The organism is Synechococcus sp. MU1651 (genome assembly GCF_023630635.1).
In the GTDB taxonomy this organism is placed as follows: domain Bacteria; phylum Cyanobacteriota; class Cyanobacteriia; order PCC-6307; family Cyanobiaceae; genus Parasynechococcus.
The window spans coordinates 43,045-65,210 of record NZ_JAKUHJ010000011.1; the positions used below are offsets into that span (position 1 = coordinate 43,045).

A 22,166-nucleotide genomic window follows, 5' to 3' on the forward strand; every position below is an offset into this window, starting at 1 on the left:
CTTGTGGATCCCTCAGGGACGACGGCCGCGGTTGGACTTGCTGTGCCGATAGGCAGGATCAGTGGCTTCCTCCTGCAGCTGACGCATCGTCTCAATCGCAAAGCCCCCAAGACCACCTGAGCTGATCACCATCAGATAGAAGAGGCGTAAACGGCCCAGCGCAATCTCGGCCGGGCTGTTGTCGATCAGCACCTTGAGGAAATAGGCCACCGCCAGACCAAGACCGGCACCAATGGCCACAGCAATCAACACACGCATGCCACTGAAGGGCTTGCGCTGATTCACCTCGTTGTTCAACTCAACCATCAGCTCGGTTGCGGGGTGGGGGTAGGACCGTCCTCAGGAGGCTTGGCATCGGCCTGGCCCAGCAACATCTTCATCACCACGTAGAAGACAGGCACCACAAGGGTGGAGAGGAAGGTGGCCACCAACAGACCACCGAACACCACCAGGCCCAGGGACGACTGACTCTGGGCACCCGCACCACTGGCCAGCATCAGGGGCAGGAAGCCCGTGAGGGAGGAAATCGCCGTCATCAGAATCGGCCGCAGACGCGACTTGGCGGAGAACTTGGCAGCCTCCAGCGCCGACTCGCCCTCCCCCATCTTCTGGTTGGCCAGGTCGACGATCAGAATCGCGTTGCCGCCCGCCAGACCGATCAGCATCACCAGACCCACTTGGGCGTAAATGTTGAGCACCTGGCCGGCACCGCCGAGAAACACCAGGGCCCCCAGCAACGCCGTCGGCACGGTGAGCAGAATGATGATCGGGTCGGTGTAGCTCTCGTACTGGGCCGACAGCACCAGGAACACCGCCAGGATGCCGAGCGCGAAGATCACCACCGCCAGGGATCCAGCCTTCACTTCTTCGCGGGAGATACCGGTCCAGTCGAAACCAAGACCCTGGTAACTGCCCGCATTGAAGATCTGCTTCATCGCCCCGATCGCCTGACCGGAGCTGTTGCCCTCCTTAGGAGTGCCCTCAATCTTGATCGAGCGGTAGAGGTTGAAGTGGGGAATAACGCTGGGGCCAACGGTTTGTTTGACCGTGAAGAACTCCGAGAGGGGAATCTGCTCGCCCTTGGCATTGGCGACATAGATCGCAGAAAGTTTCTGCGGTGTGGCACGACTGACGTCGTCAGCCTGCACGTACACCCGACGCACCTTGCCTTCCTGGAAGGTGTCGTTCACGTAGGCCCCACCGAAGTTGATGCTGAAAACCGACATGGCCGAGCCGAAGTCGACCCCAAGTGAAGCCATCTGCTCACGATCTACATCGATCTTGTACTGCGGAGCCTGGGGAGAGAAAAGCGAATAAACGCGGTTCAAGATCGGGTTGGCATTTCCAGCCTGCATGATTTGCAGCGCGGAACCAAAGAACTCGTTCAACGCGTACACACCACTGCTTTTATCCAGCAGCTGGAACTCAAAGCCACCACCGTTGCCATAGCCGGGGATCGACGGAGGCTCAACCACGAACACCCGAGCACCATCGATCAGGCCATACATCTTTGCGTTGAGTCGCTTCACGACGGCACCAACGGTGTGTTCTGAGCCGGGCCGCTCATCCCAGTGCTTCGTACCAAAAAAGAAAAAGCCTTTATTGGGTGCGTTTCCATCAAGGCTGGCGCCACTGAAAAGGGCTGCTGAGGAGATGTCCTCTTCCGAGCGCAATACAGCTGCTACCTGACGGCTAATCGCCTGGGTTTTCGCATTGGAAGCACCATCGGGCGCTTGGATGAAACCAATCGCATAGCCCTGATCTTCAATTGGAACAAAGCCTCCGGGAATTCGGGTGAAGGCAAAGCCCGTCAGCAAAATTCCCGCTGCCAAAGCCGCCATCACAATCGGACGGGCTTTCAGCACTGCATCCAGGATCAATGCATAACGCTGCTCGAAAGCGCTGTAAAAACGGTTGAAGTTGGCAAAGATCACTGGGATGAAATAGCCGACTCCAAGACCGATCGAGGTGAAAAGAAGAACCGGCAGCGGATTGGAGAAGAGAACACCAGTGATCACCAAACCCACAGCCGCTCCACCGACTGCAAAGGGAAGCCGTAAGGGCATGCCGGTGATCTTGGAAGCGATGAAGCCGATCAGGCCACCAGACACCGTGGGGACGATGACGGCTGCGGAGCCATTGCCAGCACTCAGAAGGCCATATACGAAACCCAGCGCCACACCAGCCGTGGCGTACTGCTGACGGCTGAGTTCTTTTGTCTCCTTAGACAACAACAGTGCCGACAGCATCGGCGAGAACGTCAGTGCGTTGAAGGTGGAGATGCCGATCGAGAAAAGAATCGTGGCGGCGAACTGTTTGTAGATCGTGCCGGTGGCACCGGGGAAGAACAGCACGGGCAGGAACACGGCCATCTTCACCAGGGAGGTGGCGATCACAGCCCCGAACAGCTCATCCATGGTTTCCATGGCGGCCTGCACCGACGTCATCCCTTCCGCCTTTTTTGCGGAGGTGTCTTCCACCACGGTGATGGCGTCATCCACAACAAGCCCGGTGGCCAGCACAAGACCAAACAGGGTGAGCTGGTTGAGCGAAAACCCGAATGCGAGCACCAAAGCAAAAGTGCCGATGAGCGCCACGGGAATCGCGATAGCCGGCACGAGAGTGGCCTTCCAGTTCTGCAGGAACAGGAACAGGATCAGCACCACCAGGATCACTGCGTCCCGCAGGGAGTTGGTCACACCTTTGATCGACTGGTTGATGAAGTCGGTGGTGTCGTAAATCTTCTGAACCCCGAGACCAACCGGAAGGGTCTGTTCAAACTCAGCCAGCACATCCTTAACGCCATTGGATACGTCAATGGCATTGCTGCCAGAAAGCTGATAAATCGCGAGACCGACAGAAGAAGCACCTTGCAGATCGATGGCATCGATTCCATAGGTCTCACCACCCAGCTCAACGCGACCAACATCCTTGAGCCGCACCAAGCCACCGGCATCAGTGGTTCTGAGAATGATGTTCTCGAACTCCTGGGTGCTGGTCAGACGACCCTGCAGCTGCACCGTGAAGGTGTATTCCTGACCTTCAGGGGCAGGGGCGCCGCCGATCTTGCCGGCGGGCACCAGACGGTTCTGGCTTCGCAGCTGGTTGACCACATCGGTGGCCGTGAGGTTGTTGGCGGTCAGCTTCTCGGGGGCCAGCCAAAGGCGGAAGGCGATCTTGCGGTTGCCGAAGTAGGTGACATCGCCGACGCCCTTCACCCGCTTGACGTTGTCGGTGAGGTTTTTATCGAGGTATCCACTGATCGTCTCCACCGAGTATTCGGTTTTGGCGGGGTCTTCGTTGACGAAGTTGTAAACGAGGAGAATCGAGTTGGAGGCCTTGTTGACCGTGACACCCGACTTACGCACCTCCTCCGGCAGCTGAGGTTCTGCCAGGGAGACGCGGTTCTGCACGTTCACCTGGTTGATGTTGCCGTCGGTGCCACTGTCGAACGACACAGAGATCGAACTCACACCGTCCGACGAGCTGTTGGAGGTGATGAAGTCCATGTTCTCCACCCCATTGATCTGCTGCTCGAGCACGGAGGTCACCCCCTGCTCAACGGCAACCGCATCAGCACCCACGTAGGTGGCCTGCACCTTCACCGTGGGAGGAGCAATATCCGGAAGGTTTTCGATCGGCAGGATCGGAATCGCGATCAAGCCGACGATCACGATCAGCAGACTGCAGACCGTGCTGAGAACCGGCCGGGTGATGAAACTATTGGAAGCAGACATCGATCAACCTCAGTTCGCCTTGGCGGGTTGCACCTGCACGGGCATGCCGTGTTTCAGGTTGAGCAGATTGGTTGTGGCCACCATCTGATTGGCTTCGAGGCCTTCGGTGATCGGATACAGCTGGTTCTCCAATTTCCCCACCGTGACCGGCGTCTGCAGGGCGAACTTGGCATCAGCGGGAAGCTTGCCGGCCTTGATGCCCTTCTCCAGCTTCTCGAGATCAGCCTTGCCCGGATTCGCTTTGAGCTCATCAAAACTGCCGAGACGGAAGACGAAGCTCTGACCGGAGGTCTGGGTGACAGCGGCGAAAGGAACGGCCAGTTGTTTCTCAGCCTTGATCTGCACTCGGGTGCGCAGACGCTGGCCATCCTTCAATTGCCCATCGGTGTTCGGGAAGACCGCCTTCACCAACAATCCCTGGGTCTGTTTGTTGATCCGAGGATCAATCGAGCCGACTTGCCCGGTTGCGATCACATCCTCACTGCCTGGGGCACTGAGCAACACCGGCTGCCCAAGGGACAGACGCGTTGAGAACACCGCCGGCACCTCCACACGGGCTTCCAGTTCGTTGTTCTGCACCAGGCTGGTGAACACCTGGCCCTGCTGAATCACGTCGCCCACCTTCACTTTCACGTCAGCGACCGTGCCGGCGGAGGGTGAGGTGAGATTGCTGTAGTCGAGCTCCGCCTTGGCGGAGATGTATTGGGTGCGATAGCGATCCAGATCCTTCTGCGACGCAGCACCCGTCTCAGCCAGGTAGGCGTAGCGCTCGTAGTTGGCTTTGGCGTTGTCGGCTTTGGCTTTCTTCTCGACTTGATCGAGCACCACCAACAGCTGACCGGGCGCAACTTCATCACCCTGGCTGATCTTGAGTTGCTCAATCCGACCCCCCGATTGAGCGGCGAGCTCGACAAGGTTGCTGGCCTCCAACGTGCTGACGGTGTCGACACCCTCGGTGAATTCGGCCAACTGGGTGGAGACGGCCTGCACCTTCGGCGGCGGCGGCTTCGGCGCTTCGCTCTTGCAGGAACTAACCGTAATCAGAGCAGCGAAGGTGATCAGAAGACGCTGCGGATGACGCACGGCAAAAAGTCTTTTGTCGGATTATGGGGAGTTCGTGAGAGCTTGTCCGCGAAGGTTTCGACGTGTCGAAACTGGCCTGCAAAAAGATTCGATTTGGACCAGCTCAAGCGCTGATTGAGAACGTCAGGGAAACTGGGTCAACGCCGATTGTTCGTTGGGCCAGGACCTCTTCGCTTTTCACGGTGAGCAGCAACGGAGGCGGCTGGCCCCTCTAGCCGACCGCATGCGCCCGCGCACGCTGGAAGAATTCGAGGGCCAGAGAGGGATCCTTGCCGACGGACGGCTCCTACGCCGTGCCATCAAGGCTGATCGGGTCGGCAACCTGATCCTGCATGGCCCCCCCGGGGTCGGCAAAACCACCCTGGCGCGGATCATTGCCAACCACACCCGCGCTCATTTCAGCAGCCTTAACGCCGTACTGGCGGGCGTCAAAGACTTACGAATCGAGGTGGATGCTGCACGCCAACGCCTTGAACGGCATGGCTTGCGCACAATCCTGTTCATCGACGAAGTGCACCGCTTCAACAGCGCTCAGCAGGATGCGCTGTTGCCATGGGTGGAGAACGGCACCGTCACCCTGATCGGCGCCACCACAGAAAACCCCTATTTCGAAGTGAACAAGGCGCTGGTCAGCCGCTCGCGGCTGTTTCGTTTACTTCCTCTGGAACCAGAGGATTTGCAGCGGCTGCTGCAACGCGCCCTTGCAGACGACGAGCGGGGCTACGGCAACCGCGCCATCGCCATCAGCAGCGATGCCGCCAACCATCTCGTTGATGTGGCAGGCGGAGACGCCCGCAGCCTGCTCAACGCCCTTGAACTGGCGGTGGAGAGCTCCGAACCCGATGGCGACGGTGTGATTCAGATCAACCTGGCCATCGCCGAGGAATCCATCCAGCAGCGTGCCGTGCTCTACGACAAGCACGGCGATGCCCACTACGACACCATCAGCGCCTTCATCAAATCGCTGCGGGGCTCCGATGCCGATGCAGCGCTGTTCTGGCTGGCACGCATGGTGGAAGCCGGTGAAAACCCCCGCTTCATTTTTCGGCGGATGCTGATTGCAGCGGGGGAAGACATCGGCCTGGCCGACCCGCAGGCCATGGTTGTGGTGGAGGCCTGTGCCGCGGCCTTCGAACGGGTGGGACTGCCCGAAGGCCTGTATCCCTTGGCCCAGGCTGCGTTGTACCTGGCGGGCACCGAAAAGAGCAACAGCGTTCTGGGCTTCTTTGATGCCCTCAAAACCGTGCGTGACGCGCAAAAACAGGACGTGCCCGGACATTTGCGCGATGCCAATCGGGATGGAGCCGCCTTCGGCGATGGCGCGGGCTACCGCTACCCCCATGCCTACGCCGAACACTGGGTGGAGCAGCAATACCTCCCCACAGCCCTCCAAGGCGAGGTGTTCTGGCAGCCCGGACAACTCGGTTGGGAGGGGGAACGGCGCGAACGGATGGCCGAACGCCGGGCCGCCCAACTCGCCGCAGCCGCAGAACTGGCGGCCGACCAGCCCTTGCTGCTGAGCAGTGGGCCCGACCGTCCGGGCGTGGACCGCTGGGTGCAGCGTCAACTCGGGCAGGAGGGAGAGCGACTGCAGCGCCTGCGCGAGCGGCTCTGGCGGGACATCCCCTGGACCCGTCGAGATCGGGTGCTGTTGTTGGGGATGCGCTCGCTGATCTGGGCCCTCGATCCATTGCGGGCCGCCCCGGAAGGTGGCGTCACCGTGCTTTGCGAGAACGAAGCAGACCGGAGCCGGCTGGCAGCACAGATGGATCTGCTCGAGCCGGAGCATCGGCCAGAGCTGCTGACCGGCAACCTCGACGCTCTGCCCGCACTCCAGGCCTTCGATTGGATCGCAGGACGCCTCGCCGCTGCCGACCTGCAAGGGCAGAACTGGACAGCACTGCTGGAGGCCATCAACCAACATGCCGAGCCGACAACAGGCTTACGGCTGCTGATCAGCCGCGCCGAACTGGGGCCCGCTGGTGCATTGCTCCAAGACGGCGATCCAAAAAAGCTGTTCAGCGATCTTGTGGCTCAGGAACAGCAGTGGCTTGAGCAGCAGCAGCGGCCGGACGAGTCCTTGAAGAACGCCGGCTGGCAGCTCCGTTGTGAGGAGTGGCTGGAACATCTCACGCTTCCAGGGGGCACGGAACTGGCTGAGCGATGGCTGACCGAAGGGTCGCCCTACCGGCAGGCCATGGGGGAGATCAGCAAGGACGTGATGAAGGAATTGCGCCGGTCACTGAACAGCCTTGGAGAGGGTGGTTTACGACTGCCAATGCGCCATCAATTGATCACTGGCGAGCGAAACACGCCGTAAAAAAGCCCCGGCCGTAGCCGGGGCTGAGGCGCAGCTCTCAGGAGCTGATCACCAAAGGGGACGGGCGGGAGCGACGCGAGGTGCGGGCTCGGGCAGCGCGGAGTTGGCCTGAACGCAGGCGGGCAGGAATACGTACCAGGAGAGCAGCGAGGTGCACTGGGCGTCTCCTTCGCAATGGTTGGGGGCACAGATGTTCTGGATGCCGTCGTAGGTGCCGCAGGTGTCAGCCAGACGGAAGTCCAAGGGCAGCTCGGCCATGATGCCGGCGGAAGAGATTTCACCGTCGATGGAGTCGGCGACGATCGCGGAACGCAAGGCCACCACAGAGGTGGATTTCATCTTCCAGTAGGGGAAGTAAGAACGGGTCTGGTCCTTCAGGAACTTGACGCCGTCGTCGGAGTACAGGAAGCGGGAGACGCCGATGATGTCAACGGCATAGGTTTTGGTCATGCCTTCCTGAATTTCCTCGGCAGTCCAACCGGAGCTGCTGATGCCGGAGCTCAAAGCACGATCGGTGATGTCACCGGTGCTGAAGAAGGTTTTGAATTCAGAAGACGTGGTGGTCCACACGGCGCCGCCGGTGTTCCAGCGAACGGGGCGGGAGGTGCCTGCTTCAGCAGGCACGGCCAGAGCGGCGAGGGATACACCAGCCAGCAGGCCAGCAGCGAGACGAGAAAACACGGGAGGACAAATCAGCACGTTAATAACAAATTAGCCCCCTCAATAAGAAACACCGACATCACCCAATTGCTTAAGAGTTGGCAAACATTGAGAGAACCGGCTTCCAGCAAAAGAGACACGAGAGACTCGCTAGTTCAGCTCGATCTGGACCAGCTCGAAACAAAAAAGCCAGAGAAGTTTGCCCGAACTAGGCCACCTACAAAGCATGGATAAGGTGAAAACCATCTTGCCGGGGAGAGCCACCTGAAACCCATTACTTGAGATCAGTTCGTCCTAACGAGGAATCAAAAGTAGATCGCTCTGATCACTTCAAAGAGATGCGTTGCCAGCCATCCGGACAATGCCCCTCCGCGGCCTGGCCTGCTGCTTTCCGATCACCACGGCAGTGGTGCATCCGCAGCCGACCACCCGAGCGCTCCACCTCCGCCAGATAGGCCTCCGTGCCGTGATGGGGCTTAAGCCACAGCCGGGTCCGCACAGCATCGCGATTCACCGTTGCCTGAAACTGCGACCCGGACGACAATCCCAGATCCGGGAGCGAGCCTGCGAATTCACCCCAGTAATGGCGCGTCATCTGCGCACGAGCGAACGCTTTCAGCAGGGTTTCGGCCTCGCTGCGTTGATGCAGGGAGACCTCGCGCTGCATCAGCCGCCGGCTGAGATTCGCCTGGGATGACTGTGGAACAGCGTGATCCAGCGAGAAACCATCTCGCGGAGCAACAAGTGCGCTCAAGCCCATGGCCAAAAGGCTGAGAGCCGCCAGGGAGCGTGCGATTTGCTCGACCCGAATCCGCGACGCCATGGCCCAACAGCTGCAGGTTGAATGCAACGTAGGCAGCACGGACAGTCTTGTCCTGAGGGCCGTACGCTGCCGCCACTGACCAAGCCCTTTCCGTGAGTCTGCAAATCGGCGACGCCGCCCCCGACTTCACCCTTCCCGATCAAAACGGTGATCCCATCAGCCTCGCTTCACTGCGCGGAAAGAAGGTTGTTCTGTACTTCTATCCCAAGGACGACACCCCGGGCTGCACCAAAGAAGCCTGCAACTTCCGCGATCGCTGGGAGCAACTGAAAGCCAACAACATCACCGTTCTGGGCATCAGCAAGGACGGAGCCACCTCCCACAACAAATTCATCAACAAGCACGAACTTCCCTTCACCCTGCTCACCGATGAGGAACCCTGTGCCGTGGCCAGCCTCTATGAGAGCTATGGGCTGAAGAAGTTTATGGGGCGCGAATACATGGGCATGATGCGCCACACCTTCCTTATCGATGAAGATGGAAAACTCGAGCGGATTTATCTGAAGGTGAAAGCGGCCACCATGGCCGACACGCTGATCAGCGATCTCGGGCTGAGCTGAGCCCAGCGCCCAGGCTCAGCAGTGCTTGCAACTGAAGATCACCCTCCAGCTGCAACAACTCCGTTGCACCGGACCAATGACGCTTCAACAGAGCAGCGTCCCCACCGCAGATCCATAGCAAGCCTTGGGAATGCTGCTGAGCCGCCGCAATGGAGGCCAACATCGCCTCCAGAACACCGCGCTGCATGGCGGCCACGGTTTGCTGTGGGAAGACCTCTTGCAGAGCGTCGTTGTCGAGATCCTCAGGGGTTGATGGCAAGCCGAGGGTTCCATCGGCCATGGCCTGGAGCTGGAGCCGATAACCCGGGATCAGCTGTCCGCCTCCAAAACAGCCGTCTGCCGTTACCCGGGTGAGGCTCAACACGGTGCCGGCATCCACCAGAAGCAACCCCCTGGAACAGTCGAGCTGTTGCTCCTGACTGCAACGCCAGGCCATCCAAGCCCCGAGAGCTCGGTCCACCCCTAACCAAGGAGGAGCCTGAGGCAAGGGCACATCCTCAAGGCGAATGCGCAGATCCTGGTGGGCCATGAGCGGCTCGGGCACAGGCCCCACCGCGGCCCAAACCGGAGGGGCAGTCCCGATGCAACCAGGGTCAGGAGGAGCGTGCTCAATGCGGACAGTGTTGCCCTGCCTCTGCGCCCAATGCCAACGGCTGTTGCCGATCAGCAGGGCGCGGTCGACGTCCCGTGCAGACCCCGTCACTCAGATGCCTTCACCCATCAGACCTTCGTTGGCCTCCTGGGGCACATGAATTCCACATTCCTGCTTCAAACCACCGAAGCGGGTGTCGCGGCCACTCAGATCTCCCACATCAGGGCCACTGGAATGCCAGTCGCCAACGGTGGAATAACCCTGCTCGAACAACGGATGCTGGGGGAGGTTGTTGGATTGCATGTAGTAGTAGACGTCCCGCTGCGTCCACTCGAGCAAGGGACGCAGGGACCAACGCTCCCGAATCGGATCCAACGCGGTCATCGAGCGGCGGTGATCGGTCTGGCCACGCCGCACGCCACTGGCCCAGCAGCGCGTCTCCAGGTCGTTGAGGGCTCGCTCCAGGGGTTCAACCTTGCGGATCCGGTGATAGGTCTCCAGATCGTCCACGCGACCGGTCTCCCAAAGCCGCCCGTGCAGGGCCTCCATTCGAGCCGGGGACATCTCGCTCTGACTCACCACCAGACGAATCCTGAGCTGCTGGGTGAGTTGATCGGCGTAGGTGTAGGTCTCAGGAGGCAGATAACCGGTATCGATCCAGATCACCGGCACAGCATCACCGCCGGGGAGGGTGCTCAGCATGTGCAGAAGCACAGCCGATTGGATGCCAAAACTCGTGGTGAGAGCAAAATTCTCACCGAACTGGTCCAACCCCCAGGCAAGACGCTGCTGCGGCTCCATCGACTCCAGCAGCTTGCGCCCTTCGAGCAACTCGTTTTGCACCGCCATGGGCACCATGGCCTCAGGAGCATCCGTCATCACGCCATCTTCCCCTGTCGTGGGACCGGGTGTGGTTCCTATCGTTTAAGAACCGGCAGATCCCTTCATGCGTTCACCCTCGTCCCCATCGGATGCCGTGGTGATCGTTGGCGGTGGATTCGGAGGCCTGTTCACAGCACTTGCTCTTCAGCGACGGCAGCCCAACTGCCCCATTGTTCTGGTCGAACCGCGGGAGCGCTTCCTTTTTCAACCGCTGCTTTACGAACTGCTCAGCGATGAACTTCAAAGCTGGGAGGTGGCCCCTCGCTATGACCAACTGCTGAACAACGGCATCTGCTGGATCCAAGACAGCGTTGTTGGTGTCGATCAAACGAGCCGAAGCATCGAACTGGCCTCCGGAGACCGCTTGGGCTGGTCACAACTGGTGCTGGCGACGGGCTCTAAGGCCAATGATTTCGGCATTCCAGGCGTCAAGGAACACAGCTCCGGCTTCCGTGACCTCAGCGATGTGAGCCGCCTCAAGCAATGGCTCAACAACCTGCACCAGCAACGGGATGGAGAGGCCGGGCTGATCATTGTTGGCGCGGGACCCACCGGCGTGGAACTGGCCTGCAAGCTGGCGGATCTGATCGACGGTGCCGCCAGCGTTCGCCTGGTGGAGATGGGCGATGAAATCCTTCCCGGCAGCACAGCGTTCAATCGCGAGCGGGCCCAGGCAGCACTGGAACGCAAAGGGGTGGTGGTCCAGCTCAACACCAGCGTGAGTGAAGTGAAGTCCAGCACTGCTGTTCTTGCCGACGGTGCTGTTCTGCCTCACGCAGGCCTGATCTGGACCGCAGGAAGCAGTCCCACCATCCCCGCCATCTCACCCACACCTGTGCTGGAACGGGGGCGCCTGGCCGTTGACGATGACCTGCGCCTGGTGGGCTGCACCAACACGTTCGCCCTCGGGGATCTCTCAGCGCGGCCAGGCAGCCCATGGCCCGCCAGCGCCCAGGTGGCGATGCAACAGGGCGATGCCACTGCCGCAGCCATCGCCCAACTGCGGATGGAGGAAGAGCCACAACCCTTCCAGTTCGAGGACCGCGGCGAAATGCTCAGCCTCGGGGTTGGTGAGGCCACCCTCACCGGCATGGGACTCACCCTGGCCGGCCCCTTGGCCTTCCAGTTGCGACGGGCCACCTATCTCACGCGCCTGCCAGGCCTCTCTCTGGGTCTGCGCTCAGCTGGCGCCTGGTTGTTGAACCGTTGAAGCAATCCCACCTCGGCGGGCGTTGTCGTGGTCTGCGCCCCAGCCAGCAACGGCAGCTGGAACGGTTGAGCCATCGCCGTCATCCTGAAGACTGCGGCGCCGAGCTGCTGAGCCTCGAACGCTTGGCCGACCTGGTGCTGGATCTGGAGATGGCATTGCATCTGGTGCTGGACGGCCGTGGCCTCTGCCGCCTGCTCTGGCTGGGGCCTCTCACCGGCAGCGATTCGCTGCTGCAGCATCTACCGGCGACGCCGCGGCGGAGCAGCGGGGGATGGCGACTGATCAGCTGCCCTTTCGCCCGCAAAGGGCTGCACTCAGATCCCCGCGACGCCGTGGTCGCCCTCGACATCGCTCCTCGGCATTGGCTGCGCTTTGCACCGTGTCCGGCGGCCGATGGAGCTCGTCCGGCTGAACTCTTGATTCCGGACCCGTCTCAAGCCGATGGCTGGAGATCGTTTGAACAGGGCGACCTGAGGGATCTTTGCGTCCTCACACCGGATGAACCCAATCCCCAAAGCATCAGCGCCGCGGCCGGAGACGAGCGAGTGCTTCTGCTCACGCTCACCAGTGGCGATGAACAGCGCGACCAGCGGGATCTGGCTGAGCTGGAAGGCTTGGTGCGCAGTGCCGGTGCCGAGCCAGTGGCCCGGACCAGCCAGCGCCGGGGCCAAACCAATCCCCAGACGCTCTGGGGCTCCGGGAAACTTCAGGAAGCCGCCCTCGAGATCCGCCGCTGCCAGGCCTCCCTTGTCATCACCGACAGGGAGCTCACCCCCGTGCAGGCCCGCAATCTGGAACGGCTGCTCAGCTGCCCGGTCTCCGACCGCAGTGAGCTGATCCTCGACATCTTTGCCCAGCGGGCCGGCAGTGCTGCTGGACGACTTCAGGTGGAACTGGCTCAGCTGCGCTATCGGCTGCCGCGCCTGCTGGGACGGGGCAGCAGCCTGTCGCGACAGGGCGGCGGCATCGGCACGCGCGGCCCGGGGGAAACACAGCTGGAAAAGGACCGTCGGGCCATCAGCCGACGCATCGAACGACTGCTTCGAGATCAACGCCAACTTCAATCCCACCGCAGCCGCTTGCGGGATCAGCGGCGTGGCCTGCCGCGGGTGGCGCTTGTGGGCTACACCAACGCAGGAAAGTCCAGCCTGCTCAATGCCTTATGCGGCAAACGAGCCAGTGATCGCGTGCTGGCGGAGAACAAGTTGTTCGCCACCCTGGATCCCACCACCCGAAAACTCGACCTGCCCTGTCCTGGGGCACGCCCTGAACGGCTGCTGCTCACCGACACGGTGGGCTTCATCCGTGATCTCCCCGCCCCACTGGTGGAAGCCTTCCGCGCCACCCTGGAGGAGGCACTGGATGCCGATGTGCTGCTGCTGGTGGTCGACCTTGCTGACCCCGACTGGCAAGGCCACCTGGACACCGTGCATCGACTGCTCGATGAGCTTGACAGCACCGCCCTGCGCCGGGTGATCGCCAATCAGATCGACCGTTGTGAAGCGTCTGAGATCGAGATGATTCACCAGCGGGAACCCGACGCCCTGTTTCTCTCAGCGGTGCAGGGGGATGGGCTGCAGGGCCTGAAGCAGTGGCTGCGTGAGCAATTTTTTGATCCCGGGGCAGAATCGCCGCAATTGACGACCGGCGACTCGCCGCCATGGCCGAGCTGAGCAGCGCTCTTCAGAACCCCCAGGCGTTGATCACCCTGGCCGTGTTGGGTCTGGCGGTGGTGCTGTTCATCACCGGAGTCATTGCCCCGGAGCTCACTGGTTTGCTGAGCCTGAGCCTGCTGATCGCCACCGGGGTGCTCAATCCCCAGGAGGCTTTGGCGGGGTTCGGAAGTCCTGCACTGATCACCCTGCTGGGCCTGTTCCCGGTCTCCGCTGCACTGTTCAAAAGCGGTGCCCTGGATCGCCTGAGGGCTTTGATCGCCTCGGAGCGGATCCGCTCCTCACGCCGTCTGATTGCGCTGATGGCCTTCGTGATCGCCCCGGTCTCTGGAGTTGTGCCCAACACACCCGTGGTGGCATCGCTGCTGCCCGTTGTGGAGGGCTGGTGCCAAAGGCGCGGCATTTCGCCATCCCGGGTGCTGTTGCCTTTGTCGTTTTCAACGGTTCTGGGGGGCACCCTGACCCTGCTGGGCAGCTCGGTGAACCTCTTGGTGAGCGACATCAGCGAACAACTGGGCTATGGCTCCCTCGATCTATTCAGCTTCACCTTGATCAGCCTGCCGGTCTGGCTGGCTGGGGCCATCTACCTGGTGATGGCTCCGAGAGTGCTGTTACCGGACCGTGGTGCCACAACCGATGACCTGGGCAACACCGGCAAAACAAGCAGCTACTGCACAGAAGTGCGCATCCCCCCCGACTCGGAACTGGTGGGCCGCTCACTGCTGAACAGTCGGCTGCAGCGCCGTTTCGACGTAGACGTTCTGGAGCTGCAGCGCGGTGGAGAGCGGCTGCTGCCCCCACTGGCGGACCGTCGTCTTGAAGCCGGCGATCGCCTGCTGCTGCGGATCACCCGCCCGGATCTGCTGCGTCTCCAGCAAGATCACACGGTTCAGCTCACAACCCAGGGGCAGAACGCCGGGTTCAGCTTCAACACCGAAGAGTCAAGCGGTCAGAAAACCGTGGAAGTGTTGCTGCCGGCTGGTTCCACCCTGGCCGGCGCCAGCCTGCGGGAATTGCGGTTCCGGCAACGCCACAACGCCACGGTGCTCGCCCTTCGCCGCGGCCAGGAGACCGTTCAGGAACGCCTCGGCCAGGTGATCCTGCGGGAGGGCGACGTGCTGCTCCTGCAGGCACCGATCGACTCCATCCGCGGCCTGCAGGCCAGCAACGACCTGTTGGTGCTGGACCGACTGGAGGATGACCTGCCCACCGTGCGGCGCAAGCCCGTGGCCGTCAGCATTGCCCTGGCGATGCTGCTGCTGCCGACGCTTACCCCTATCCCTCTGGTAGCGGCGGTGCTCCTGGCCATGGTGAGCGTGGTGGCCACTGGCTGCCTTCGCCTCGGCGAACTGCAGCGCTCGATCCGGCTGGACGTGATCCTGTTGCTGGGATCCCTCACCAGTTTCAGCGTTGCCATGCAGAGCACGGGCCTCGCCGATGCCCTTGCCCTGGTGCTCCAGCAGGGGCTGGCGGGCTGGCCGAGCTATGCCGCTTTGATGGTGGTCTTCGTCGGCACCACGCTGCTCACCCAGGTGATGAGCAATGCCGCCTCGGTAGCCCTGCTGGCGCCTGTCGCGGTGCAACTGGCCCCATCCCTGCAGCTGTCTCCCACCGCCTTGCTGATCACAGTGCTGTTCGGTGCGAGTCAGTCGTTTCTCACCCCCGTCGGGTACCAGACCAATTTGATGGTGTTCGGTCCAGGCCGTTATCGCTTTCTCGACGTCACCCGCTACGGAATTGGCCTAACGCTGATCATGACCATCATCGTGCCGGCCTTGATCCTCTGGCATTACGGCGGATCCTGAACAACACTGGTCAGATCTCGCGCGCTCCTGTGCCGATCGGAAGGGCCATCGAACGCAGCCAGGGCTGGCATCGTCGGCTCACGGTTCCCCAGTTCACCGTGGTGACTGGATTGCTGGTGGTGCTGATCGGCACGTTGATGCTGGCCACTCCGCTGTGCTCCTCAAGCCGCGTGGGGCTTTGGGAAGCTCTGTTCACAGCCACATCAGCCATCACCGTGACGGGCCTGTCGATCATCGATATCGGCACCGATCTCACGACCTTCGGCCAGGTGGTGCTGGCCCTGATGATCCTGGCGGGGGGGCTTGGCTTGATGGCCATCACCACGTTTCTCCAGGGCTTTGTGGTGCAGGGAACAGCCCTGCGCCGCCGGCTGGATCGGGGGCAGGCCCTGGATGAATTCGGCGTTGGGGGCGTTGGGCGCACGTTTCGTGGCATTGCCCTGACGGCGACGCTGGTGATCCTTGTGGGGGCTGTGATCCTGTATCACTTCGGCTTCGATGACATCCCCAACCAGGGCGAACGCCTCTGGGCTGCGGTGTTTCACAGCATCTCGGCCTACAACAACGCGGGATTCGGACTCTGGAGCGACAGCCTCGAGCGCTATCGCAGCAACGGGGTTGTGAATGCCGTGGTGATGCTGCTGATCGTGGCCGGCGGCCTGGGTTGGCGGGTCACCAGCGATCTGACCACACAGCTGCTGCGCAGAGGGCGAAGCCGGCGGCGGCTGAGCCTGCACTCCCGCCTGGTGCTGCGCACCACCCTTCTTTTGATCGTCTTCGGGGCAGGGGGGCTGGCCCTGACGGAATGGTTGAACCAGGGGGAGATCTTCGCGGGCATGCCCTGGTCTGAGCGCTGGCTCACAGCCCTGTTCAAATCCGTCACGGCACGCACAGCCGGCTTCAGCACCCTTCCGCTCTCGCTCGACACCGTCACCGAATCAAGCCTGCTGTTGCTGATGGTGCTGATGTTCATCGGGGCCAGCCCGGGCGGCACCGGTGGCGGGATCAAAACCACCACCGTGGCCGCCTTGATGGCGGCCACCCGCTCCACCCTGCGGGGCCGGGAGGTGGTGGTGATCCGCAACAGAAGCATCAGCGACAAGGTAGTTCTGAGGGCCGTCGGCATCACGGTGGGCTCCCTGCTGTTCGTGATGGCCATGGCAATGCTGATCAGCATCGCCAGCAATTTGAACGGGAAGGATTCATTCACCTTTATGGAAATGCTGTTCACCTGCATCTCCGCTTTTGCCACGGTGGGGCTTGATCTGGGAGTCACCGTCGAACTCCCCCGTTTCGGCCAGGCGGTGCTGATGGTGGGAATGTTTGTGGGACGGCTGGGGATCCTGTTGCTGCTGAGTGCGATCTGGGAAGTGATGACGCAGGAACAAATCCAGATGAATCGCCAGAATCGAGTCGGTTACCCCAGCGAGGATCTGTATGTCTGAGCGCGATCAGCGGGGGAGGCAGGGATGAAGGAGTGGTGGCAGTGGAGCCCGGCCCAGGGCAGCGAAAGACTCGGCTTCGCGATCATCGGCGTGGGCCGTTTCGGCATCGCCGTTTGCCGGGAACTGCTTCAGAACGGAGCGGATGTGCTGGCCGTGGACCGCTCTGAGCGGGCGGTGGATGAACTGCGTCAGGTGGAGCCCAGCGTGGAGGCCCGCGTCGTGGACTGCACCGACGAAGAGGCCCTGCGCGAGGCCGGCGTGCTCGACATGGGCACCGTGGTAGTGGCAATCAGCGAACCGATCGAGGCCAGCATCACCGCCACCTTGATCGCCAAAGACAGTGAAGGAAGCCGGGTGCGCCAGGTGATCGCCCGGGCGACGAGCGACCTCCACGAAAAAATGCTGAAACGGGTGGGGGCAGACCGGGTGATCTTCCCCTCGCGCATGCAGGGCGAGCGCCTCGGCCTTGAACTGGTGCGCCCCAACCTGATGGAGCGGCTAGCCCTGGATGAACAGCACTGCATCGAGGAGATCAAGGTTCCGGAACCGTTTGTGGGGCGCTCGCTGCGGGATCTGAATCTGCGCAAGAACTTCAGGGTGAACGTGCTGGCGGCAGGACCGCAAAGCAGCCTGATGGTGAACCCACCCGCCTCCCACGTTCTGGAGGAGGGGCACCTGCTGGTGGTGATGGGACTGGTGGACGACCTGCAACGGCTCCCAAAAAACTGAGCCGATGCACTGCCTCGGGCTGATGAGCGGAACCAGCGCTGACGGTGTTGATGCCGTGCTGGCGCACTTCGACGGCCCACCCCAGCGTCCTCAGTGGTCCCTGCTTCGCCACCACCATCAGCCCTATCCGCTCGAACTGCAGCGGCAGGTGGTGGCCGCCGGCCAGGGCGCACCGATGCCGGCAGCCCTCTGGCTGGAGCTGGCGGAAGCCATCACGGAGGTGCAAGCCGAGGCGGCCCTAGCCTGCGACCCCGATGCCAAAGCTGAGCTGATCGGCTGCCATGGCCAGACCGTCTGGCACCGTCCGCCGGCCCGGGGAGCACGAGGGGCCAGCTGGCAAATGCTGCAGGCCCCACTGCTGGCCCATCGGCTGCAAAGACCGGTGGTGCATGACTTCCGCGCTGCTGATCTGGCATTGGGAGGACAGGGAGCACCGCTCGTGCCTCGGGCCGATGCGGCACTTCTGGGGAGCACGCAGGGCTGGCGGGCAGTGCTGAATCTGGGCGGCATTGCCAACCTCACCCTCATCCCCCCCTGCGGTGGAGTGGATCGGCATGCCGCGATCTTGGGATGGGACTGCGGCCCCGCCAACAGCCTGCTCGACCTGGGCATGCGTCACTTCACCAACGGTGCCCAAAGCTTCGACAAGGGTGGAGCGATGGCAGCGCAGGGCCAAGCGGATGAGGGCTGGATCCAGCGCTGGCTCCAGGAGGAGTACTTCCAGCTGGCACCACCGAAATCCACGGGACGGGAGTGTTTCGGACAGGACGACCTCAACCGGCGCCTGCAACAGCTCGGTGGAGCCTCAGCGGCAGATGCCATCGCCACCCTGACGGCCTTTTCCGCCGCTGTGGTTGCCCAGGATCTGGCGCAGACGCGCCAGATCCTGGGCATCGCACCGATCGAACTGATCACAGCCGGAGGTGGCAGCCAAAACCCGGTGTTGATCCATGAGCTGAGGCGGCGCTGCCGGGGCGTACAGATCGACGCAAGCAGCTACCTGGGGGTGCCGACGGAAGCCCGAGAAGCGCTGGTCTTCGCGTTGCTGGCCTGGTGGCACCACAGGGGGCATCCCGGCAATGTGCCAGCTGTCACTGGAGCCTGTCGGGAGACCGTGCTCGGCACGCGGGTGGAACCGGCCTAACCGGGCCGGTGCAGGCGGAGGCGCCGGGGGGCGCCCCTCAGACGGCGGGGCTGCTGTGATTCCAGGGCGGACCGCAGGCGCTCCTCGCGGGACGGCGCCGGTGCGGACGCCTCCAACTCCTGCTCATGGCGCTGAACCCCCTGCTGGATCAGCACCCTCGCCATGTTGCTCACCGTGCGGGATTCCAGCTCCGCCATCGCCGTGAGACGCGCACAGAGATCCTCAGGCAGGACCACCTGAATTCTCGGGGACTTGGGCTTCCCGCTGGATGAGGTCTGACGGGTGGGCACGACCGGATCCCCAGGGAGGGGCTCTGCTACTAAAAAGTGTACAGAGATGGTCAAGGGTAGTATCCATGACTATGGTGGGGGCATTGGTCCTCCTCGGAGTACCCCATGACCCAAGCCACATCTCGCTCCCGTCGCAGCCCAGCCGGCACCCGCGCTCGGTCCCGACGCCCCCGTCGCAGCGCTGAAAACAGTGACGTGCTGGTGTCAGCCGTGATCAGCACCTATCTGCTGACCCACCTGCACCACGTGTTGCAACGGGCCGAATACGGCGCTTCCCAGGAAGGGCGCAGCACCCAGGCCGCCAACTACGCCCAACTGCGCAAGGTGCTCTGCATGGACGCTCGCAGCATGAAGGACGCCTCGGCCCTGGGGCAGCACGATGACGGCATCGAACAAGCTGCCTGACAAGACTCTGCGTGCTGAATAGCGTTTGAGCAGTTGCTCAGATCGCGATGGCTTCCAACGCCGCATCGCTGTACGCCCTAATCAGCAGCAATCCGGAACAGACCCAGGCCCTGTTCCGTCAGGCGCTCCAGGATCCCAACGGCGCCATGGCCAGCATCTGCAGCCTGGGCGACCAGCTGGGGCTTCCCGTCACGACCCAGGAGGTGCGCGACCATCTGGCCAGCCTCGATGACGACGACAGCAAGCGCTGGCTGGTTAAAGCGAGAGGCGGTCTTTGAGCCCGGGAGCTTCGGGCGTCAGAAGCGCCTGGGGCTCAGCGCGCTCACGGCGTTCGTAGCCGCCACCTCCGGCCCAACTGAAGAAGAGCAGATAACTCACAATCGCCAATCCCGCGGCCACCACGAGAGCGGCCAGCTGTTCCAGTTTCAGCATGGCGACCAGCCTCCGGGAACCTTTACCAGTTTGCCGACAGGGATGATGGGGGGCATCACGCCTTCCGCCGGTGCTGCGACTCGAAAACGTCAGCAAGATCTACCCCACCGGGGAAGTGCTCCGGGCCGTGACCTGGGAGGTGAAACCCGGAGACAGAATCGGTCTGGTGGGGGTGAACGGCGCCGGCAAGTCAACCCAGATGCGTCTAATCGCCGGACACGAAGAGCCCACTAGCGGCCAGGTGGTTCGGCAGGGGGAGCCCCGCATCGCCTATCTCCAGCAGGAATTCGACGTAGACCTGGAGCGCACCGTGCGCCAGGAACTGTTTCAAGCCTTCGGCGAAGCGGCCGAGGTCATGAACCAGCAGCAGCAGGTGGAAGAGGCGATGGGCTCCGAACGGGCAGCGGAGGATCCCGACCATCTTGACCAGCTGATCCAAGAACTGGGAAAGCTGCAAAGCCGTTTCGAAGCACTGCATGGCTACGAACTCGATGCCCGCATCGACAAGCTCCTGCCCACGATCGGCTTCACCCCGGAGGGCGCTGAGCTGCAGGTGAAGGACTATTCCGGGGGCTGGCAGATGCGGATTGCCCTGGGAAAAATCCTGCTGCAGGAACCGGATCTTCTGCTGCTCGACGAACCCACCAACCATCTGGATGTCGAAACCATCCAGTGGCTGGAGAACTACCTGCTGGAGCAGAGCGCAGCCCTTGTGGTGATCAGCCATGACCGCACCTTCCTCGACCGGGTCTGCAATCAGATCGTTTCCACCGAACGGGGGGTGTCCCGCAGCTACCTCGGCAACTACACCGCCCACCTGGAGCAGAAACAACTAGAGCGGGAGGCCACACAGGCGGCCTTCGAACGGCAACAGAAAGAGATCGCCACGCAACAGGCCTACATCGATCGCTTCCGTGCCAGTGCCACCCGCAGCACCCAGGCCAAAAGCCGTGAGAAGCAGCTGGACAAAGTGGAACGGGTGGAGGCACCGATCGAATCCGTGGCCGGGCCGAGTTTTCAGTTCCCGCCTGCCCCGCGCTCCGGAGCCCAGGTTGCCCTGATCGACAACGTCACCCACAGCTATGGGGACAAAATCCTGTTCCTGGGGGCTGAACTGGAGGTGGAGCGGGGCGACCGCATTGCCTTCGTTGGTCCCAACGGTGCGGGAAAGTCCACCTTGCTGCGCCTGGTGATGGGGGTTGAACCCCCCGATGAAGGCAGTGCACGGCTTGGGGAGCACAACGTGATTGCGGGGTACTTCGAACAGAACCAGGCCGAAGCCCTGGATCTGTCCAAGACCGTGATCGACACGATGTACGAAGCGGTTCCCGACTGGACCCAGACCCAGGTTCGTTCGCTGCTTGGCAGTTTCTGCTTCAGCAACGACACGGTGTTCAAGGAAGTCGGGAAGCTCAGCGGCGGAGAGAAAGCCCGTCTGGCCCTGGCCCTGATGCTGCTCACCCCCTGCAATCTGCTGGTTCTGGATGAGCCCACCAATCACCTCGACATCCCCGCCAAGCAGATGCTTGAGGACGCCTTGATGGCCTATGAGGGAGCCGCGCTGCTGGTCTCCCACGACCGCTATTTCATCTCCCGCGTCGCCAATCGCATCGTGGAACTGCGTGACGGCGAACTGGTGATGTATCGCGGGGATTACAACTACTACCTCGAGAAGAAAGAGGAGGAAAGGGCAGCCGCCAACGAGAAAGAAATGGCTGCAGAACGGGAAGCCAAGCGGAAGGCCAACAAGGAGAAGCAGAAGGCACGCGACGCCCGCCGTAAAAAGGCGGCCTGACTGGCATCAGGCGACGGCAACGAAAACTTCACACAGGTTTAGGCAGGAAGACTTATTTCTCTTTACCTGCTGTTTTCATCTGCATAGGCTGACAAAACTGACCTTCTAGCCCCGATGAGGATGGTTCCCGGCCCCGGCAACAGCGAACCCATTGGCGGTTCAACAGCCCCCGGTCCGGCCCCCCATGAGCAGACCTGGGACGCCGTGGAAACCTATTTCCAGTGCATCACCACCTGTTCGCTCGACGATGGCGACTGCATCACCCAATGCGTCGAACAACTGAGGGACGCCGACGACGCCTGAGCCAAAAGCTTCAGCCAGGAGCCAAGGCCGACAAATCGACGGGCTTGACGTTGATCGAGACCCGCTCCTGAGCTCGCTGCACCTCGAGCGCAACCGTGGCACCGACACCGCGGCGTTCAATGGCACTGACCACCGCAGCTGGGCCATCAACCACCTGGCCATCGAAGCGAAGGATCACATCATCCACCTTGAGCCCGGCGCGGTCCGCCGGCCCTCCAGGTTGAACAGCGCGAATCACCGCACCGGGCGGCACCGGGGAGGTGGGGGTGGGCCGGGGC

Annotated in this window: 22 protein-coding genes; 12 read left to right on the top strand and 10 right to left on the bottom strand. The window is 62.1% G+C overall.

What is annotated here, in order from left to right; translation table 11 throughout:
- Positions 1–12: 12 nt before the first annotated feature.
- Genes NCN05_RS09150 through NCN05_RS09160 form a run of 3 tightly spaced genes read right to left on the bottom strand, consistent with a single transcriptional unit; the run spans position 13 to position 4,820 of the window.
- Positions 13–306 (bottom strand): hypothetical protein, encoded by a 294-nt coding sequence (locus NCN05_RS09150; RefSeq protein WP_250397840.1) that lies wholly within the window; start codon positions 304–306, stop codon positions 13–15.
- Positions 306–3,737, bottom strand: coding sequence for an efflux RND transporter permease subunit (locus NCN05_RS09155; RefSeq protein ID WP_250397841.1), 3,432 nt, complete (start codon positions 3,735–3,737; stop codon positions 306–308). Before NCN05_RS09155 ends, NCN05_RS09150 begins: the two co-directional genes overlap by 1 nt.
- A gap of 9 nt (positions 3,738–3,746) precedes the next feature.
- A complete protein-coding gene (locus NCN05_RS09160) occupies positions 3,747–4,820 on the bottom strand; it encodes an efflux RND transporter periplasmic adaptor subunit (RefSeq protein ID WP_250397842.1) in 1,074 nt (357 codons plus the stop codon).
- A gap of 154 nt (positions 4,821–4,974) precedes the next feature.
- Here NCN05_RS09160 and NCN05_RS09165 point away from each other — a divergent pair, with 154 nt between their 5' ends.
- Positions 4,975–7,140, top strand: a complete 2,166-nt coding sequence (locus tag NCN05_RS09165) for an AAA family ATPase (protein ID WP_250397843.1) — start codon at positions 4,975–4,977, stop codon at positions 7,138–7,140.
- 48 nt (positions 7,141–7,188) lie between these two features.
- On the opposite strand, the gene NCN05_RS09170 is transcribed toward NCN05_RS09165, so the two are convergent.
- Both NCN05_RS09170 and NCN05_RS09175 read right to left on the bottom strand, forming a co-directional pair.
- Positions 7,189–7,821, bottom strand: a complete 633-nt coding sequence (locus NCN05_RS09170) for an alpha/beta hydrolase (protein WP_250397844.1) — start codon at positions 7,819–7,821, stop codon at positions 7,189–7,191.
- Between the two features lie 304 nt (positions 7,822–8,125).
- Complete coding sequence (locus NCN05_RS09175; protein WP_250397845.1) at positions 8,126–8,623, bottom strand: thymidylate synthase; 498 nt, start codon at positions 8,621–8,623, stop codon at positions 8,126–8,128.
- 92 nt (positions 8,624–8,715) lie between these two features.
- Between NCN05_RS09175 and bcp the strand changes: the two genes are divergently transcribed.
- Positions 8,716–9,183, top strand: coding sequence for a thioredoxin-dependent thiol peroxidase (gene bcp / locus NCN05_RS09180; RefSeq protein WP_250397846.1), 468 nt, complete (start codon positions 8,716–8,718; stop codon positions 9,181–9,183).
- Here bcp and NCN05_RS09185 read toward each other — a convergent pair.
- On the bottom strand, positions 9,161–9,886 hold the full coding sequence (locus NCN05_RS09185; RefSeq protein ID WP_250397847.1) for a type III pantothenate kinase: 726 nt from the start codon (positions 9,884–9,886) through the stop codon (positions 9,161–9,163). The genes bcp and NCN05_RS09185 overlap by 23 nt on opposite strands.
- A complete protein-coding gene (locus NCN05_RS09190; protein ID WP_250397848.1) occupies positions 9,887–10,654 on the bottom strand; it encodes a phosphoadenylyl-sulfate reductase in 768 nt (255 codons plus the stop codon).
- A gap of 67 nt (positions 10,655–10,721) precedes the next feature.
- On the opposite strand from NCN05_RS09190, the gene NCN05_RS09195 reads away from it, so the two are divergent.
- From NCN05_RS09195 to NCN05_RS09220, 6 genes are read left to right on the top strand one after another with little or no spacing between them, the layout of a single operon-like run.
- On the top strand, positions 10,722–11,867 hold the full coding sequence (locus tag NCN05_RS09195; protein WP_250397849.1) for an NAD(P)/FAD-dependent oxidoreductase: 1,146 nt from the start codon (positions 10,722–10,724) through the stop codon (positions 11,865–11,867).
- Positions 11,864–13,540, top strand: a complete 1,677-nt coding sequence (gene hflX / locus NCN05_RS09200; protein WP_250397850.1) for a GTPase HflX — start codon at positions 11,864–11,866, stop codon at positions 13,538–13,540. Before NCN05_RS09195 ends, hflX begins: the two co-directional genes overlap by 4 nt.
- The gene (locus tag NCN05_RS09205) at positions 13,528–15,345 is read left to right on the top strand and encodes an SLC13 family permease (protein ID WP_250397851.1); all 1,818 of its coding nucleotides are present in this window, start codon (positions 13,528–13,530) and stop codon (positions 15,343–15,345) included. The genes hflX and NCN05_RS09205 overlap by 13 nt, the downstream gene beginning before the upstream one ends.
- A gap of 29 nt (positions 15,346–15,374) precedes the next feature.
- Positions 15,375–16,790 (top strand): TrkH family potassium uptake protein, encoded by a 1,416-nt coding sequence (locus NCN05_RS09210; RefSeq protein WP_250397852.1) that lies wholly within the window; start codon positions 15,375–15,377, stop codon positions 16,788–16,790.
- Positions 16,791–16,814: 24 nt separating this feature from the next.
- Positions 16,815–17,519, top strand: coding sequence for a potassium channel family protein (locus tag NCN05_RS09215; protein WP_115160742.1), 705 nt, complete (start codon positions 16,815–16,817; stop codon positions 17,517–17,519).
- A gap of 4 nt (positions 17,520–17,523) precedes the next feature.
- Positions 17,524–18,663: an anhydro-N-acetylmuramic acid kinase gene (locus NCN05_RS09220; RefSeq protein WP_250397853.1), complete on the top strand. Its 1,140-nt coding sequence runs from the start codon at positions 17,524–17,526 to the stop codon at positions 18,661–18,663.
- Here the strand turns inward: NCN05_RS09220 and NCN05_RS09225 are convergent.
- The gene (locus NCN05_RS09225) at positions 18,660–18,953 is read right to left on the bottom strand and encodes a ribbon-helix-helix domain-containing protein (protein ID WP_115160740.1); all 294 of its coding nucleotides are present in this window, start codon (positions 18,951–18,953) and stop codon (positions 18,660–18,662) included. The two genes, NCN05_RS09220 and NCN05_RS09225, sit on opposite strands and share 4 nt — an antisense overlap.
- A gap of 105 nt (positions 18,954–19,058) precedes the next feature.
- Between NCN05_RS09225 and NCN05_RS09230 the strand changes: the two genes are divergently transcribed.
- Positions 19,059–19,358: a DUF8682 family protein gene (locus NCN05_RS09230; RefSeq protein ID WP_250397854.1), complete on the top strand. Its 300-nt coding sequence runs from the start codon at positions 19,059–19,061 to the stop codon at positions 19,356–19,358.
- A gap of 47 nt (positions 19,359–19,405) precedes the next feature.
- Positions 19,406–19,636, top strand: a complete 231-nt coding sequence (locus NCN05_RS09235) for a DUF8665 family protein (protein ID WP_250397855.1) — start codon at positions 19,406–19,408, stop codon at positions 19,634–19,636.
- Here the strand turns inward: NCN05_RS09235 and NCN05_RS09240 are convergent.
- Positions 19,614–19,790, bottom strand: coding sequence for a hypothetical protein (locus NCN05_RS09240; RefSeq protein WP_250397856.1), 177 nt, complete (start codon positions 19,788–19,790; stop codon positions 19,614–19,616). The genes NCN05_RS09235 and NCN05_RS09240 overlap by 23 nt on opposite strands.
- A gap of 70 nt (positions 19,791–19,860) precedes the next feature.
- Between NCN05_RS09240 and NCN05_RS09245 the strand changes: the two genes are divergently transcribed.
- Positions 19,861–21,585 (top strand): ABC transporter ATP-binding protein, encoded by a 1,725-nt coding sequence (locus NCN05_RS09245; protein ID WP_250397857.1) that lies wholly within the window; start codon positions 19,861–19,863, stop codon positions 21,583–21,585.
- Positions 21,586–21,699: 114 nt separating this feature from the next.
- Positions 21,700–21,888, top strand: a complete 189-nt coding sequence (locus NCN05_RS09250) for a DUF8642 family protein (protein ID WP_250397858.1) — start codon at positions 21,700–21,702, stop codon at positions 21,886–21,888.
- Positions 21,889–21,898: 10 nt separating this feature from the next.
- Here NCN05_RS09250 and NCN05_RS09255 read toward each other — a convergent pair.
- The coding region (locus NCN05_RS09255) for a PDZ domain-containing protein (RefSeq protein ID WP_250397859.1) at positions 21,899–22,166 on the bottom strand (268 nt) is incomplete at its 5' end.